This window comes from Nitrosomonas limosa (assembly GCF_054188085.1).
Genome location: NZ_CM135180.1, coordinates 2154910 through 2171267, shown reverse-complemented (window position 1 = coordinate 2171267; position 16358 = coordinate 2154910). Strand labels below are relative to the sequence as shown.

11 protein-coding genes and 1 riboswitch are annotated in these 16358 nt (G+C 51.3%); of the genes, 7 read left to right on the top strand and 4 right to left on the bottom strand.

Going from position 1 to position 16358, the window contains the following annotated elements:
- Positions 1-48 precede the first annotated feature (48 nt).
- Complete coding sequence (locus tag ACV7NC_RS09935; protein WP_458152414.1) at positions 49-3549, top strand: mechanosensitive ion channel domain-containing protein; 3501 nt, start codon at positions 49-51, stop codon at positions 3547-3549.
- Positions 3550-3587: 38 nt separating this feature from the next.
- On the opposite strand, the gene ACV7NC_RS09930 is transcribed toward ACV7NC_RS09935, so the two are convergent.
- Positions 3588-4937 (bottom strand): TolC family outer membrane protein, encoded by a 1350-nt coding sequence (locus tag ACV7NC_RS09930; protein WP_458152413.1) that lies wholly within the window; start codon positions 4935-4937, stop codon positions 3588-3590.
- Positions 4938-5025: 88 nt separating this feature from the next.
- Positions 5026-5679, bottom strand: coding sequence for a protein-L-isoaspartate O-methyltransferase family protein (locus tag ACV7NC_RS09925; RefSeq protein WP_458152412.1), 654 nt, complete (start codon positions 5677-5679; stop codon positions 5026-5028).
- 64 nt (positions 5680-5743) lie between these two features.
- Positions 5744-5850: riboswitch (TPP riboswitch) on the top strand.
- A gap of 38 nt (positions 5851-5888) precedes the next feature.
- Here ACV7NC_RS09925 and thiC point away from each other — a divergent pair.
- From thiC to ACV7NC_RS09905, 4 genes are all read left to right on the top strand, one after another.
- Complete coding sequence (gene thiC / locus ACV7NC_RS09920) at positions 5889-7784, top strand: phosphomethylpyrimidine synthase ThiC (protein WP_458152411.1); 1896 nt, start codon at positions 5889-5891, stop codon at positions 7782-7784.
- Positions 7785-7944: 160 nt separating this feature from the next.
- Positions 7945-8769, top strand: a complete 825-nt coding sequence (locus ACV7NC_RS09915) for an undecaprenyl-diphosphate phosphatase (RefSeq protein ID WP_458152410.1) — start codon at positions 7945-7947, stop codon at positions 8767-8769.
- A 185-nt stretch (positions 8770-8954) separates the two neighbouring features.
- A complete protein-coding gene (locus tag ACV7NC_RS09910; protein WP_458152409.1) occupies positions 8955-9443 on the top strand; it encodes a CHRD domain-containing protein in 489 nt (162 codons plus the stop codon).
- 192 nt (positions 9444-9635) lie between these two features.
- Complete coding sequence (locus ACV7NC_RS09905; protein WP_458152407.1) at positions 9636-12353, top strand: sensor domain-containing phosphodiesterase; 2718 nt, start codon at positions 9636-9638, stop codon at positions 12351-12353.
- Here the strand turns inward: ACV7NC_RS09905 and fnr are convergent.
- On the bottom strand, positions 12336-13073 hold the full coding sequence (gene fnr, locus ACV7NC_RS09900; protein ID WP_458154904.1) for a fumarate/nitrate reduction transcriptional regulator Fnr: 738 nt from the start codon (positions 13071-13073) through the stop codon (positions 12336-12338). The two genes, ACV7NC_RS09905 and fnr, sit on opposite strands and share 18 nt — an antisense overlap.
- 280 nt (positions 13074-13353) lie before the next feature.
- Between fnr and hemN the strand changes: the two genes are divergently transcribed.
- Positions 13354-14730, top strand: a complete 1377-nt coding sequence (gene hemN, locus ACV7NC_RS09895; RefSeq protein ID WP_458152406.1) for an oxygen-independent coproporphyrinogen III oxidase — start codon at positions 13354-13356, stop codon at positions 14728-14730.
- Positions 14731-14772: 42 nt separating this feature from the next.
- Here hemN and ACV7NC_RS09890 read toward each other — a convergent pair whose 3' ends face one another.
- The gene (locus ACV7NC_RS09890) at positions 14773-15081 is read right to left on the bottom strand and encodes a c-type cytochrome (RefSeq protein ID WP_458152405.1); all 309 of its coding nucleotides are present in this window, start codon (positions 15079-15081) and stop codon (positions 14773-14775) included.
- A gap of 500 nt (positions 15082-15581) precedes the next feature.
- Here ACV7NC_RS09890 and ACV7NC_RS09885 point away from each other — a divergent pair, with 500 nt between their 5' ends.
- Positions 15582-16343: a DUF2490 domain-containing protein gene (locus tag ACV7NC_RS09885; protein ID WP_458152404.1), complete on the top strand. Its 762-nt coding sequence runs from the start codon at positions 15582-15584 to the stop codon at positions 16341-16343.
- Positions 16344-16358: the final 15 nt, after the last annotated feature.

Genomic DNA, 16358 nt, shown 5'->3' with positions numbered 1-16358 from the left:
CCGGCCGTATTTTTTATCAATCAATCAGTTTTGTTGTCGGAATCAAAAATGCGGTATCTTCCAGACGTCCGTATCGCGGGCTATGTGGAAGAATGCCTCCTTCCGGGCCAGCGGATTTGTTCCGGTTTGTTTGATGGTTTCACTTTTTTATCACGGCTATTTACATTCATGTTGTCAAAATCTCGATGCTTTTATAAACCGGTTTTCTTTGTTTTTTTGTTTTGCACGTTAGCGCTATTGTGCTTATGGCCCGGCGGCGCTTACTCAAAAAACCAGCCGTCCGCACTTAAAGCCATTGAGGCTGCGCGTGCCGCAGCCGCACGCGGCAAAATGGATGAAACGCAGCGGCAGGCTGCGATGGGTCATCTGGATGCCGCGCAAGCGGACGAACGCGAAGCCGAGATATTGCGGGAAAGTTTGGTCAAGCTGCGCGCCGAGACGGCGGATCAACCGGCGCGCGTGGCGCGTTTGAATAAAGATCTGGCGATCGATCGCGAACGGGAGTTACTGGAATGGTCCCGGCGCATTCCCGCCGACGCCGATGGAGAAACCCTCGAGCAGCTACTGGAGCAGGAACGCACCATCATCGCGGATCTGCGCGGTCAGATCAGCGCAGTCGGCGCGGACCTGGCGCTGGCGCTGTCGCGTCCGGCGCAAACGGCGGATGAAATCACTGCGTTGCATCGCCGCATCGATGAATTGTCCATGCCCTTCGCCGCCCAGAAAGACGAGCCCGCCGCCGTGTTCGAATCCCGCCGGCTGCGCCGCAGCGGCGAGCAGCACAGGTTGCAGGCCACATTGGAATTACGTCTGGCCGAACAGGATACCGCTATTCAGCGGCAGCGTTTGTATGAGTTATCCTTGCGAGAATTTCGTAACCAGTTGAAATTGCATGAAAATAGAGTTGGGCATTTACAGCAGCGCATTGTCGATCGCGGCCGGCGCGAGCTGGAATCACTGGTTGAGCAATTGGTCAAGCGTGAACAAGAACTGGCGGGCGGTGCCGCGATTCTGGCAACAGCCGCAGCGGCTAATCGTCTCACCGGCGAGCAGTTGATACAGCAAAATGAGCATCTGGCGCGGGATCGCGTTGCGCTGGCTAAAATGGAACAGGCGCGCGAGCATATTGCGGCCATATTGCGCGATAGCCGGACCCGGCTGGATGTGGGCGGAGCCAGTGAACGCGTCGGCCGCTGGTTGTGGAGCGAGCGGCGCCGGCTGGAGTCTCATGCCGGTCTTTTGCAGCGCCTGAAATCGATCCGTAATGACTTGGCCGATTTACGCTTGGAGCGGGTGCTGCTGAGCGAGCAGCAGCGGGAGTTGCTGGATATCGGTATTGCTGCCCGGATGCTGACTCAGGCGTATGTGGAGGAAGGTAATGAGGAACGCAGGGATACCGCTGCGCAAGATCAGCTGCTTCCGCTGCTGCACAAGCGCGCCGAGCTGCTGGCTTTGATGGAACCGTTGCTGCAACGGCGGATCGCGGCGCTGGAAAAAAGCGAACAAACGCTGCAAGAGCAACTGCAAGTGACACAGGAATTGCAGCAGATGCTGGATCGCCACCTGTTATGGATTCCTAGTCACAGCATGATCAATAGCGGCTGGATTCAGCGGCTGCCGGAAGGATTGTACGACTTGGTCAAACCGTCGCGTTTCGTGACTTCGATCACTCTGAGCTTGCGCGACTTCCGCCAGCAACCCTTGTCCTGGGCGGGCAGCTTGCTGCTGGTGCTGATTTTGCTGGAATTGCGGCGCCGTGCCCCGGCGCGTATTGAAGCATTGGCATTGAACACCTATCAGATCCGCAACGACAGTTATCAAAACACGCTCAAGACATTCGGCTGGACCTTATTAGCCGCTCTGCCCGGGCCGGTTGCGTTGGCGCTGTCAGGTCTATTGCTGCAGGATATCGGCAATCCCGGGCGATTCAGTCATTCGCTGGGCCAAGCCTGCATGCTGCTGGTGCTGCCGCTGCTGGCCGTGCAACTGATGCGCTGGGTCAGCATGGAGCGTGGTCTTGGGCACGCCCATTTCCGCTGGACACGGCAGCGCCGCACAGCATTACATCGCTGGCTGCCGGGAGTCGCCGCCACGGTGATTCCACTGTATTTCATCAGTTCACTGGCATTCATCCGCAGGGTTGACCTGGCGATCGACATACAGGCGCGCGTGGCGATTGTCCTGAGCTGTCTGATTCTTGCCTGGGCATTGTGGCGCTTGCTGGATGCCGGGCGTGTGTGGGTTGTCAGAGGTGTGATCAACGAGCCGTCGGCGCTACGCAAGCTGTTGCGTCTGCTGCTGCCTGCGGTGTTGCTGGTAACCGCGGTATTGGCCTTGGCCGGGTATGTGTATTCCGCCGGTATGATATTGCAATCGTTGCTGGCCAGTTTTAACATCATTGTCATGGTCGCCGTTGTGATGGGATTGCTGGCGCGCTGGTTTCTGCTTGGTGAACGGCGACTGGCGCTGCATCGGCTGGAAGAGCGCCGCGCGGCGGCGGCGCAGGCCGTGCAAGAATCCGGTGAAGTCATACCGGAGCCGGAAGATAACATTACACTGGAGCAAGTCAACACACAGACGCGGCGGTTATTGCGGGTGCTGCGTTACAGTTTGCTGACACTCGGTCTGATCTGGGTCTGGGTTGCCATATTACCGGCGATTGGGCGTTTGGATGAAATCGCCCTGTGGCATTTCAGTGACACCGGAGCCGATGGCAACCCGATTCAGCAGCCGGTTACCCTGATGGCGGTATTACTGGGAATTTTTGTCTTGGCCTTGACCACGGCTGGCGCCAGAAACTTGCCGGGATTGATCGAAATCAGCCTGTTATCCCATATCCGCATCGATGCGGCTTCGCGCTATGCAATTACCAGCGTGCTGCGCTACGCGATCGTGATAGGCGGTACCCTGGTGGGATTGAGTTTTCTCGGTATGCGCTGGTCGCAGTTGCAATGGATGGCCGCGGCTTTGACGGTCGGGCTCGGCTTCGGCTTGCAGGAGATCTTCGCCAACTTTGTATCCGGTATTATTCTATTGTTTGAACGGCCGTTCCGGGTGGGCGATATCATCACGGTGGGCGATCTTTCCGGCCGGGTTACCCGTATCCGTACTCGCGCAACCACGGTTCTTGATTTCGATAACAAGGAAATCGTCATTCCGAACAAGACATTCATCACCGGCCAGCTCATCAACTGGACGTTGACCGATACGGTTACCCGCGTCGTCATCCGCGTCGGGGTTGCCTACCATGCCGATACCGACAAAGTTCGCACGCTGCTATTGCAGGCGGCCAGAGAGGATGAGCGGGTGCTGGCGGAACCGGAGCCGGTGTGCTGGTTCCTGACTTTCGGTGCCAGTTCGCTCGATTTTGAGCTGCGCGTATTCGTCAACACCATCAGCCATCGGCTGGAAGTTCAGAATTTCCTTAACAACCGGATTAAAGCGCTGTTTGCCGAGCACCATATCGAAATTGCTTTCCCGCAGCTCGATTTGCATGTCCGCGATCTGCCTGCCACAATCAATGGCACGGCGAAAACAGAAAAAGCCTGATGTGCCGCAAGCATCCGGCAAAGGCGTGCGAGGATATGCTACCTGATCAGCATTGCGTTGATTTGCACCAGCGTTTCTTCGTCCAATTCACCGGCTTCGGCGCTGAGGCGCAGTCTTGACATCAGATAACCGTGGTAGGCTTTGGCCAGGTCGCGTTTGGCGGCATATAGTTGCTGCTGCGCGTTGAGCACGTCGACTTCAGTGCGCACGCCGACTTGTTGACCCAGAACGGTCGAATCCAGCTGGCTTTGACTGGAGATCAACGCTTGTTTCAGCGCCTTGACCTGGGCGATGCCGTTGGTGACATTCAGAAATTGCTGCCGCGCTTGCAGGGTGATGTTGCGGCGGGTGGTTTCCAGGTCGTGCAGCGCTTTATTTTGATTGGAGAGCGCTTCGCGCACGCGCGATTGCACTGAAAAGCCCTGAAATAACGGGACATTCAGTTGCACGCCGATGGATTTCGAGGTGAGATCGATACCACGGCCGGTGATCGCGCCGCCGACGCCGGTTTGTTCGCTGTACTGCGCGACCAGATCGACGGTCGGATAATGTTGCGACCAGATTCTTTTGACTTCCTGGCTGGCGAATTCATAGGCGGATTGCTGCATTTGCAGCGTGAAATTCTTATCCTCGGCGGCGCGCACCCATTCGTCCATGGTGCTGTAGTTTAATTTGGCCAGATCCGCGGCGATTTCCCTGGCGCCCAAGAGATTTTCAGGAAAACGATCGATAATGCCTTGCAACGTGCGTTTGCGGATTTCCAAGGCGTTGCGCGCGGCAATTTCCTGTGACGTCGTCAGATCATAACGCGCCTGTGCTTCGTTGGTATCGACAATGGTGGCAACCCCGACTTCGAAATTCCGTTTGGCTTGTTCCAGTTGTTTCAGAATCGCCTTTTTCTGCGCTTCGGCAACTTCGACATCGACTTGCGCGTCCAGCACGTCAAAATAGGCTTGCGAGACACGGAGGATCAAATCCTGCCCGGCCACGATAAATTGGGCATCCGCTTTATTGACTTCGGTTTTCGATTGCTGGTAGATGACGAAATTTTCCATGCGGAAAATCGGCTGCGTCGCCGATATCGTCATGCCTCCGGCATGAATTGTGACCGGCGCTGGATTGATCGAGGTGCCGGTCGCCGGGGAAAAAATATTGTCAGCGTTGACCTGTTGCTCGGTGCGGTTAGCGGATAACGTGACATTCGGCAGAAAACCGGCGCGCCCTTGCACCAATTTTTCCTGCGAAGCTTGGTACGCCGCCCGTGCCGAACGGTATTGCGAATCCTGCGCCAGCGCTTCCTGATAAATGCTCATCAAGTCTGCGGCTTGCAGCACGGAAACCGGCAGGATGCCGATGACGGCGGTGAAAACCCATTGCGCCAGCTTCATGGATTTTTCCGGTAGCAATCCGGTGCTGCTAAAGTCTCAGCAATCCAGTGATCGCTGCAGATGTATCGCCACGTGGTTGCATGGATACTCAAAAGGTAAACCTTGTGGGTTGCAGTGCATTGATCAGCGGCGCAGTGCTGGTTTCAAACAGCGTGGCCGAAGTGAATTCGCCGGGTGCGACGCAGGTAATGAGCATGGCTTCCATCACCGGATCTTCGCCGACGATCGCAAATAACCGGCCGCCGGGATTTAAACTGTTCTGAAAAGCTTCGGGTAACACCGGGGTTGAAGCGGTTAAAACGATGACATCATAGGGTGCATGCTGCGGCCAGCCGCGTGCCGCATCGCCTTGTTCGAGCGTAACGTTGGTAATGCCGTGCGCTTTTAGATTGGCTTCCGCCATGGCTTTCAGTTCCGGGATGATTTCAACGCTGTAGACATGTTCGCCGCGCTCCGCCAGTAGTGCCGTCATATAACCGCTACCGCTGCCGACTTCAAGAATTTTGTCGGTTTTGCGGATATGCAGTTCTTGCACGATACGCGCTTCCATTTTCGGCGTCAGCATGACTTGACCGTGACCGAGCGGGATTTCCATGTCAACGAAAGCCGCCGTGCGGCTCTCCGCCGGCACGAATTCCTCGCGTTTTAGCTTGTACAACAAATCCAGCACATTATCGTCCAGCACATACCAAGGACGAATTTGCTGCGCAACCATATTAAACCGGGTTTGTTCAATATCCATTTCTGTTCCGTATTCTTCAATTAAGGTAAGACTTGCAATTATTTCATATTTCCATTAGCTTCACAGCATCAGCTAGGGGTCCGTTTTCAGAATTCTCTGATAATCTGGTGAGAGAGTCCCTTTTTACCTGACGCGGATAATGCCGCCGTAGGGAAGCTGGGATTTATCTTCCCGCTCTTTATGGCAATTTCTTAAGGAGCTTCCATTTTATGAGCATTACAGTTTTAAACCAAAAAAGTTTTTCCAGCGCGACCGCGCAAGTCGACGAAGCCGCCATCAAGCCGCTGCCCAATTCCCGGAAAATTTACGTGCAAGGATCGCGGCCCGATATTCAAGTACCGATGCGCGAAATCTCTCAGACCGATACCCATACTTCGGCAGGCGGAGAAAAGAACCCGCCGATCTGGGTGTACGATACGTCCGGACCGTATACCGATCCTGCTGCTAAAATCGATATCCGCTGCGGTCTGGCGCCATTGCGCGAACAGTGGATTACTGAACGCAATGACACGGATATTTTGCCGGAACACAATTCCACGTATAGCCAGGCACGGTTGCAAGATCCAAAGCTGGCGGAAATGCGTTTCAACTTGCAGCGCTTGCCGCGCCGCGCCAAAGACGGCATGAATGTGACGCAAATGCATTATGCCCGCCGCGGCATCATCACGCCGGAAATGGAATTTATCGCGATCCGCGAAAATCAGCGCGTCGACACGTTCAACGCGCAACACCACGAGTTATTGACGCGACAGCATCCCGGCCAGGATTTCGGCGCGGCGATCCCGAAAACGATCACACCGGAATTCGTCCGCGCGGAAGTCGCGCGCGGACGCGCCATTATTCCAGCGAACATTAATCACCCGGAAGCGGAACCGATGATCATCGGCCGCAATTTCCTGGTCAAAATCAACGCCAATATCGGTAATTCGGCGCTCGGTTCGAGCATCCAGGAAGAAGTGGAAAAAATGACCTGGGCGATCCGCTGGGGCGGCGATACGGTGATGGATTTGTCGACCGGCAAGAACATTCACGAAACCCGCGAATGGATCATTCGCAACAGCCCGGTGCCGATCGGTACGGTGCCGATTTATCAGGCACTGGAAAAAGTCGACGGGCGCGCCGAGGAGCTGACCTGGGAAATTTTCCGCGACACCTTGATCGAACAAGCCGAACAAGGCGTCGATTACTTCACCATTCATGCCGGTGTGCGTCTGGCGTACGTGCCGATGACCGCGAAGCGCATGACCGGCATCGTGTCGCGCGGCGGTTCGATCATGGCGAAATGGTGTCTGGCGCATCACCAGGAAAGTTTTCTGTATACGCACTTCGAAGAGATTTGCGAGATCATGAAAGCGTACGATGTCAGCTTCTCGCTCGGCGACGGCTTGCGCCCCGGCTCAATCTATGATGCCAACGACGAAGCGCAATTCGCCGAATTGAAAACCCTCGGTGAATTAACCCAAATCGCGTGGAAGCACGACGTGCAAACCATGATCGAAGGCCCCGGTCATGTACCGATGCATCTGATCAGGGAAAACATGGAACTGCAATTGAAGTATTGCGACGAAGCGCCTTTTTATACGCTCGGTCCATTAACCACCGACATCGCGCCGGGGTACGATCACATCACTTCCGCGATCGGTGCGGCGATGATCGGCTGGTACGGTACCGCGATGCTGTGTTACGTGACACCGAAGGAACACTTAGGCTTGCCCGATAAGGACGACGTTAAGGACGGCATCATCACTTATAAAATCGCCGCGCACGCCGCCGACTTGGCGAAAGGTCATCCCGGCGCGCAAATCCGCGATAACGCCCTATCCAAAGCGCGCTTTGAATTCCGCTGGGAAGATCAATTCAACTTGAGCCTCGATCCCGATAAAGCGCAGCAATTCCACGACGAAACCTTGCCGCAGGAAGGCGCCAAAGTCGCGCATTTCTGCTCGATGTGCGGCCCGCATTTCTGTTCGATGAAAATCACCCAGGATGTGCGCGACTATGCCGCCAACCAGGGGGTTGCCGCCGATGAAGCGCTGGCGGTCGGCATGGCGCAGAAATCGGCGGAGTTCAAGGAAAAGGGTGCGGAAATTTACAGCAAACTATAGGGCATCTCTAAAAAATCAGATTTTGTTACAATACATCGTTGCTCACAAAAAATATTTCCTCACATATCAATCATATGCTGCGTCAATATTTTATGTTCCCGCCTCGTCTTGTTTAAAAATCTGAATTTTTAGAGACACCCTATGATATTTTGATATTCTCATGGATCCTCTATTATTGTTAAAAGCGCTGATCCTCGGCGTGGTGGAAGGGCTTACCGAATTCTTGCCGGTTTCGTCGACCGGGCACTTGATATTGTTCGGCGATTTGCTCGATTTCACCGGCGAACGCGCCAAAGTTTTTACCATTTCGATCCAGCTTGGCGCGATCCTGGCGGTTTGCTGGGAATATCGCAGCAAGATTGTTGAGGTGGTACGCGGCATTGGCACTAGCCCATCGGCTAACCGGTTTGTCATCAATATCATGATCGCGTTTTTACCGGCTGCGATCCTGGGGCTGCTGTTCATTAAAACGATCAAATTCTACCTGTTTCACCCGATTCCGGTAGCAACTGCATTGATTGTCGGCGGGGTGCTGATTTTATGGGCGGAACGCAGGAAGCATGTGATCGAGGTTGAGCAAGTCGACGACATGGATTGGAAGCACGCCTTGAAAGTCGGGTGCGCACAATGTCTGGCGTTGATTCCCGGCACCTCGCGCTCGGGCGCCACGATCATCGGCGGCTTGCTTTTTGGCTTGTCGCGCAAAGCGGCGGCGGAGTTTTCTTTTTTCCTCGCGATTCCGACCATGTTCGCCGCCACATTCTATGATTTGTTCAAAAATCGTGAATTGCTGGACGCAAACGATCTGGGTTTGATCGCGGCGGGTTTTGTCGCCGCATTTTTCAGCGCCTTGCTCGCCGTGCGTGGACTGCTAAAGTTTGTCAGCAATCACGACTTCACGATTTTCGCCTGGTACCGGATCGTGTTTGGCCTGGTGATTTTAGTCACGGCTTATACCGGCGTGATCGGCTGGTCGGAGATGTGATCGCCGGCCTGCTATGTGTTTGACGCTTTGTTGGGCTTTCAGTACATTTGTCCGTGGGAAAATATGTTTTTTCCTATAACGCGGAGATAAAAATCATGAATATTGATAAATTAATTTTAGGCTTCTTTGTTTTGATCAGCACAGCGCTACCGGCCGCAGCGCATTAGGCGAAATACGCCGCGCCTTTGCTCGGCAGCAGTGAAGTACCCGCAAATGGGTCGCCTGCTATCGGCTCGGTGTTGGTTACGATCGACTTTGACTTGGTAACGATGCGAGTCGAAGCCAATTTCAGCGGTTTGCTGGGGAATGTAACGGCAGCGCATATCCATTGCTGCACGGATCCCGGGACCAATGTCGGTGTTGCAACCCAACTGCCATCTTTCATCGGTTTCCCTCTGGGTGTCACAACAGGCACGTACGATCATACTTTTGATATGGCGCTGGCTTCCAGTTATAACCCAACCTTTGTCATAAATCACGGCGGCTTGGTGAGCACGGCTTTTAATGATTTAGTGCTTGGTCTTGATGCCGGAAAAGCGTATTTTAACCTTCACACGAATCTGTTCCCGGGGGGCGAAATCCGCGGATTGTTAAGCCCTGTGCCGGAACCCGATATCTGGGCGCTGCTGATCACCGGGTTAGCATTGATTGGAGTGTCAGCGCGCCGCCGCTAAAGGTTGCTTGATTCTGTTGTATTACATTCAGCCGCCGCCACTGTCGACAGTGGTTGACGGCTGGATTTATTTTGTATGCTGAAATGGGCGCTTTTCCGCTTTTTTTCTTCCTTAAGTAAGTTTTATCTTTAAATCTACTTTTCAGGACATTGATTTTCATGAGAAAATATTTTTTCAAATTACTATCAAAAGTTGCTGAAATGGTTGGAAAGCATGGGTGCGCATGAAGTAAACGGTAAACGGCAGCGGTTTGCTTCTGCAAAAAATTCCGAAACAGAGCACGTAAAGCGGCTGAAAAAGCTCTATGAGTTGAGCATGACCTTGTCCGGCGATCCTGCGGAAGTGTTTAAGCATGTCGCTCGCATGATTGCCGAGTTGTTTAACGTTCGTGTGGTGTGCTTATCGGAGATTCGTGGCGATCAGCTTCACTTCCTTTCTGTGTACGTTGACGGCGCGGTTTTCCAGGATGCGGGTCAATGCGCTTTGGCGATAACACCGTGCGCCACGGTTGAGCAGAGCAAAGATATCCGTGTCTATGATCGCGTCAGCGAGCTTTTTCCTGAAGCGTCGTTTCTGCAAGAGCACAATGCTCAGGCTTATTGCGGCTTTCCCGTGCTGGATAATCATCAGAATGTGGTCGCGATTACCTGCCTGCTGGACGATAAGCCGCATGAATTTACCGATGAAGATCAGGCGCTGTTACGCATTTTCGGTCAGCGGATTTCTATGGAGCTTGAGCGCCAGCGGCATATCGACGAGCGTCTCAAATCGGAAGAGAGTTTGCGCCAGATTCAGGCGATGCTGCTGCAGGCGGAACAATTAGCCAGAGTGGGAAGCTGGGAATGGGATATTCCTGATGGGGTTATTTACTGGTCGCCGGAGATGTACCGCTTGAATCAGATCGACTCAGTGGAACATCCCACGCTGACCCCGGAAATCGCAACGTCAAAAGTTGATCCGGCCGATTTGGAGCAAGTGCAGGCGAATATCACGCAGGCATTGGTGCATGGTATCTGGGAACCGATAGAGTATCGCGTGCGGCTGAAGGATGATCAGACACGCTCGCTGAGAGCGGAAGGATTGGCTGTCCAATTCAAGCAAAACCTCCCTACCAAGCTGATCGGTTTCGTTCAGGATATTAGCGAATTGAAAAAAGCGCAATCGGAACTGGAGCGCAATGTGGTGTTGTTACGAGGCGCGGAACAACTGCAACGCGAATTGAAGATTACGGCGCAACGTGAACAACAGCGCATGGGTGCGTTGCTGTCGGCAATGAATATCGGGGTGTTATTTGAAGACCAAGCCGGGCGCATCGAATTCGTCAATCCGGCATTCAAGCAATTGTGGGCAATCCGCGATACCTTCGATCTGACAGGATTTCCATCCCGGGATATTCTGACCCATTCCTCTCATCGCCTGGCGCGCCCGGAGCACGCTTCGCAGCTTGTCATGCAAGTTTCGGACAGTAACGAAGCAAGCGAGCGCTTTGAAATTGAACTGCACGACGGGCGAATTCTGACGCAACTGTCCTATCCGGTGGCAGACTACGACGGCACGATTTTGGGCCGCTTATGGATTTACGAAGATATCACGCAAGAGCGTCAGACCGCGAAGCAATTGCTTTATCTGGCGGAGCGCGATCCATTGACAGGATTGTTGAATCGCCATCGCTTTCAGGAACAGTTAGCGCAATACTTGCGCATGGCCAAACGCCATCACATCAAATTTGCGTTGCTATATTTTGATCTCGATGAATTCAAGTATGTCAACGATACCTTCGGGCATCGGGTGGGTGATACGGTTTTAGTCCGCATCGCCGGAGAAATTGCTGCGCTGGTGCAGTCCGGAGAGATCATTGCGCGGCTGGGCGGCGACGAATTCGCCATCGTGATCGAGCATAAGCAGGAGACCGAGCCGTCGATGCTGGCGGCGAGCATCGTGAATGCAGTCTCGTCGATACCGTTCCGTTTTCGTGGCGCAAACATCCGTCTGACGGCAAGCGTGGGTATCGCGCTATTTCCGGATCACGGTACGGAGATGGAGGATTTGGGAGCCCATGCCGACGCCGCGATGTATCAAGCCAAATCCTTGGGTAAGAATAATTGGTGTATTTACGATGCAGACCGGGATATGTCGGCGGCGATGGCCACTCGCATGACCTGGAAGAGCCGTATCGCGCAAGCGCTTGAGCAGAATTGTTTTGAAATTCATTTTCAGGGCATTTACGAAACCCGGAACCGCAGCCTGCAGCATATGGAGGCGCTGGTTCGCATGCGGGATCCGCGGCAGAAGAATCAATTGGTCATGCCGGGACAATTTATCCCGGTAGCGGAGAAGAGCGGCCAGATCATCGATATCGATAAATGGGTGGTGCAACGCAGTATCGAGGTGCTGGCAAAGCATCCGCAGATGCCGCCCGTAGCGGTCAATATTTCCGGGCGTTCGTTTGACGATCCATCGCTGCCGCGGTTTATTCAAACGCAACTGAATAAGCATCAGGTTGATCCGGGGCGGTTGATCATCGAATTGACCGAAACCTCCGCGGTATCGGATATTCAGGATGCGCAGCGCTTCATTGAAGCGATTAATCAAGCCGGCTGCAAGGTGTGTCTCGATGACTTTGGCAGCGGTTTTTCAACATTCAGCTATCTCAAATACCTGGGTGTGGAAATTTTGAAAATCGACGGTATGTTTATTCGGGATCTGGCAAATAACCGTGACAATCAGATTTTCGTCAAGGCGATGGTCGATGTCGCGCGTGGGTTAGGCAAGGATATCGTGGCAGAGTTTGTCGAAGACGCGATAACGCTGGAAATGATTCAAAATCTTGGCATCCAGTATGTTCAGGGGTACTATCTTGGCAGGCCTTCAGCGGAGATTGTTGAGTCCGGATCACGTAACGCAGGATGAGTTTCCCATTTTCAAACGCAGACGGGCAATATCGTTAATTTGAATGCGTTTGTTATCAACCGTTATGATATGTTCATCTTGCAGTTTTGAGAAAGCACGGCTAACGGTTTCAAGTTTAAGACCCAGGTAGCTGCCGATTTCTTCCCGCGTCATGCGCAGGTTAAATTCGCTTTCGGAATATCCGCGCATCAAAAAGCGGCGCGACAAATTCAATAAAAAGGTTGCCAGGCGTTCTTCCGCTTTCATGCTGCCGAGCAGCAACATCACGCCATGATCCCGCACAATTTCACGGCTCATGATTTTATGAAAATGACGCATCAGCGATGGAATAACCAGGCTGATTTCTTCCAGTTTGGCAAAGGGAATTTCGCAGACTTCGCTGTCTTCAAGCGCTATCGCGTCACAAGTATGAAGATCCGAACTGATAGCGTCCAGTCCCAGTAATTCGCCGGTCATGTGAAAGCCGGTGACTTGCTGGCGTCCATCTTCTTCCAGTACGCTGGTTTTAAAAAAACCGCTGCGAATGGCAAAAAGCGACTGAAATTTAATGCCGGTGCGATGCAAATATCCACCGCGCGGGATTCTGCGTTTATGGCTGACAACATCGCCAAGTATATGGATTTCCTGATCGTTTAACCCTACCGGCAAGCATAACTCCCGCAAACTGCAAGTTGCGCAACTCGATCTGATGTGTGAAATATCCAGATGGGGTGAAGGAATGTCGTGAAGCAAATTAATATCCCTGAGACGAGTAAATTACATTTCAAGATTTGAATTGATCTGAATCAAACTATTTTGCAACATCTAGCCCCATAATTTTACGTGAATATCCAGAAGGATGGATATTCTTTTTTGCGAGCGTTATCCAAGCAGATATCAGTAAATATTTGAAAGGGCTTGAGATTTGCAGTTTTTTGCATCCTATCTTCTGATTAAGATCGTTATCCAGTGAAGTGTGTGATCCATGCGCCCATTATCATTTTCACAACCGTCATCAAATTTGTTAACCATCAACTCCGATCTGTTTCGTTGTTTCGGCGCGGATAGTGCCGATTATCGTATCTATCCGGCAACCGAATATTTTATCGAAGCAATCGATGTGCATACCTATTTGGCTTGGCTCGGTCGCCGCAAATCGGGGTATTTGCGCCGTCCGCTATCGCTGTATGTGCATATCCCTTTCTGCAGTTCTTTGTGTTATTTCTGCCATTGTAATCAAATCGTTTCACAAGATAGTGACATGATTGAGAATTATCTGAACTATCTATCGCGTGAAATCAGGCTTCAAGGGCGGTATTTGAAAAATGATCCGAGAGTCGAGCAAATTTATTTTGGCGGCGGAACCCCGATGGTTTTGGAAGAACCTCAATTGCACAGTCTCATGCAGGAAATCCACCAACATTTTAATTTGATCGAACCCGGTGAATTCAGTATTGAAATTGATTCACGGCTAATGGCCAATCGTTCAATGCAAGCACTCAAAGAAATCGGGTTTAACAGCGCCATCATCGGTGTTCAGGATTTTGATCGATCGGTACAGCAGTCGATACACCGCAACCAAACGGAAGAGGAAACGCTCCATGCGATCCGCGATGCCCGGCAAGCCGGATTTAAAACGATACGGGTGGAGCTGATTTTCGGGTTGCCGAATCAAACGGTGGAGAAGTTTGCCTACACCTTAGGAAAGATTATTGCATCCAGTCCGAACCAAATTTATTTAACAAATTACAACTACTCCCCGGAAAAATTTAAAGCGCAGCGGCATATTGATCTGGCTAATTTGCCAGCGAGCGAAACCTCGCAAGAAATGCAAATACTGGCGATTAATCAATTGCTGGAGGCCGGCTATGTGCATATCGGCATGAATTACTATGCGCAAAAAGACCATTCATTAACCCAGGCGCAACGCCAAGGACGCCTGCACTATGGGTTGCAAGGTTATTCTGTCTATCCCGAGAGTGATCACATTGCGATGGGCATTTCAGCCATTGGCAGCATTGGTCCGACGTTGAGTCAGAATCATTGCGATCTTTCGAAATATTATGACAGCATCGAGCGGGACATACTTCCGGTGATGCGCGGCATTGAGCTGAGCGCCGACGACCTGGTGCGCCGTTCCGTGATGCAAGCGCTGATTTGTCATTCCGTGCTTATATTTGAATCGGTCGAAACATTTTTTCCGATTGATTTCAAGCGCTATTTTGCGACGGAATTGCAGGAATTGTTATTTTATGAAAGGGCTGGATTGATTACGCTGGATGATGAAGAAGTGACCGTCACGCCGAAGGGTCAATTGTTTATTGGCAACATCTGCAAGGTTTTTGATAAATATTCGCGCAATCACCAGCAACGCCGGAATCATTCAATTCTTATCTGAAGCGATGTTCCCTGAGGATCTGTCAATCCTCAGGGGCTTGGATTATTTAACTTCGCTATTCGTCAGAATATATTCAGCCAATCGATTGGCTGACTCTCCCTGGATATTTTTGAATGCCGGCATTCTCATGCTGCCGCCTTGAAATTTCTTGATGATCGCGTCTTTATTCGCAACTTTCTCGCTCAATATCATGGCAACATTTGCGCTCAGAGGCTTATGACATTCCGTGCAAGCGGTGCTGAAAATTTGTTCTCCGGTTGCATCGGCAGGCGGCGTATAGTCTTTGCTCGCGCCGCAACCCGTCAGAATGAATAATGCTGCGATGGTTGAAGCAATGCTTATTTTTTTCATTTACTAACTCCAGTTGATTGATTTCATTCGTTCGAAAATACTTTTGAATTGTAAGATGTTACTTCGGTATTCGACCAGCAATTTTGATCGCCCTTACGGTTCTACCTTACCCATTCTCATGACATCTTGTCAAACGAATGTTGGGTGAAATGCTGATTAATTGTGTGCATTTTTCTTGACAATTCCTCGACAGTATCGTTGTTTTATTGCCACAAAAATTTTTGCACATTTTGCCATTTGTCGAGTTAAATACTTGAAAAACATTGATGATTGGCGGCAAAAACACCAATGCAAATATGCCTAATTCTTAACAATTTCTTAACATTTACTATGTTACTGTTCGCCTCGATCAACTTAAGCTGCAATAATTGTTGAAAAAGAGTCAATTGCAGGAAGGAAACGAAACTGGTTGTTAACGGTGATCCAAGGTGTGATGAGGTTTAACCGGCAACCGAAAATAATAGCTTAAGTAATTCACAACATATTTTTAGGGAGATTGCATGTTTAAGAAGCTAAATAAATTTATTTTATTGGCAGCGCTTGGTTTGACATTCAGTAATCCAGCTGCCGCCGATGCAACAGCCGAAGATTTTCAAGTGTGGGGAGGTATTTTCTCACAAGGTAATTTTGGTTTTGTGAATCCAAACAATCCGGACTTAAAAAAGTTCAGATGGTGGATGGAAGGCCAAGGCCGTTTTGGTAATGATGCGACGCAATTCACCCAATCGCTGATCCGCCCGGGTGTCGGTTATGCCTTGACAGATAAGGTGGTCGCATGGGTTGGCTACGCTTGGGCTCCAACTGCTGAACCGTTAACATTAAAAACAGGACATCCATTCGATGAGCAACGCATCTGGCAACAAGTGACTTGGGCCGATAATTTTTCATTTGGCAGATTGTCGGCGCGTAGCCGTTTTGAGCAGCGCTTTTTTGATAATGATGCACCCCTTCGTGGTGGGGATGATGTAGGTCATCGATTCCGCCAATTGGTTAAACTGGCGGTTCCAATGCCTTCAATAGATCCGAATCTCAGTTTTATCGTTCAAAGCGAGTTGTTTATTGCGATGAATACGGTTGATAATCCTGGCTTTATTTCTCGTGGCTATGATCAAAACCGCGCATTCGTCGGATTGGGGTATAAATTAAATCAATATGCCACGGTTGAAATGGGGTATATGAACCAATTTATCAACCGGCCGCACAGCGCCCGTCCCGATCAAATGATGCATAACTTTATTGCGAGTTTGTTCCTGAATTTCTAGGAATCTGATGTCTCA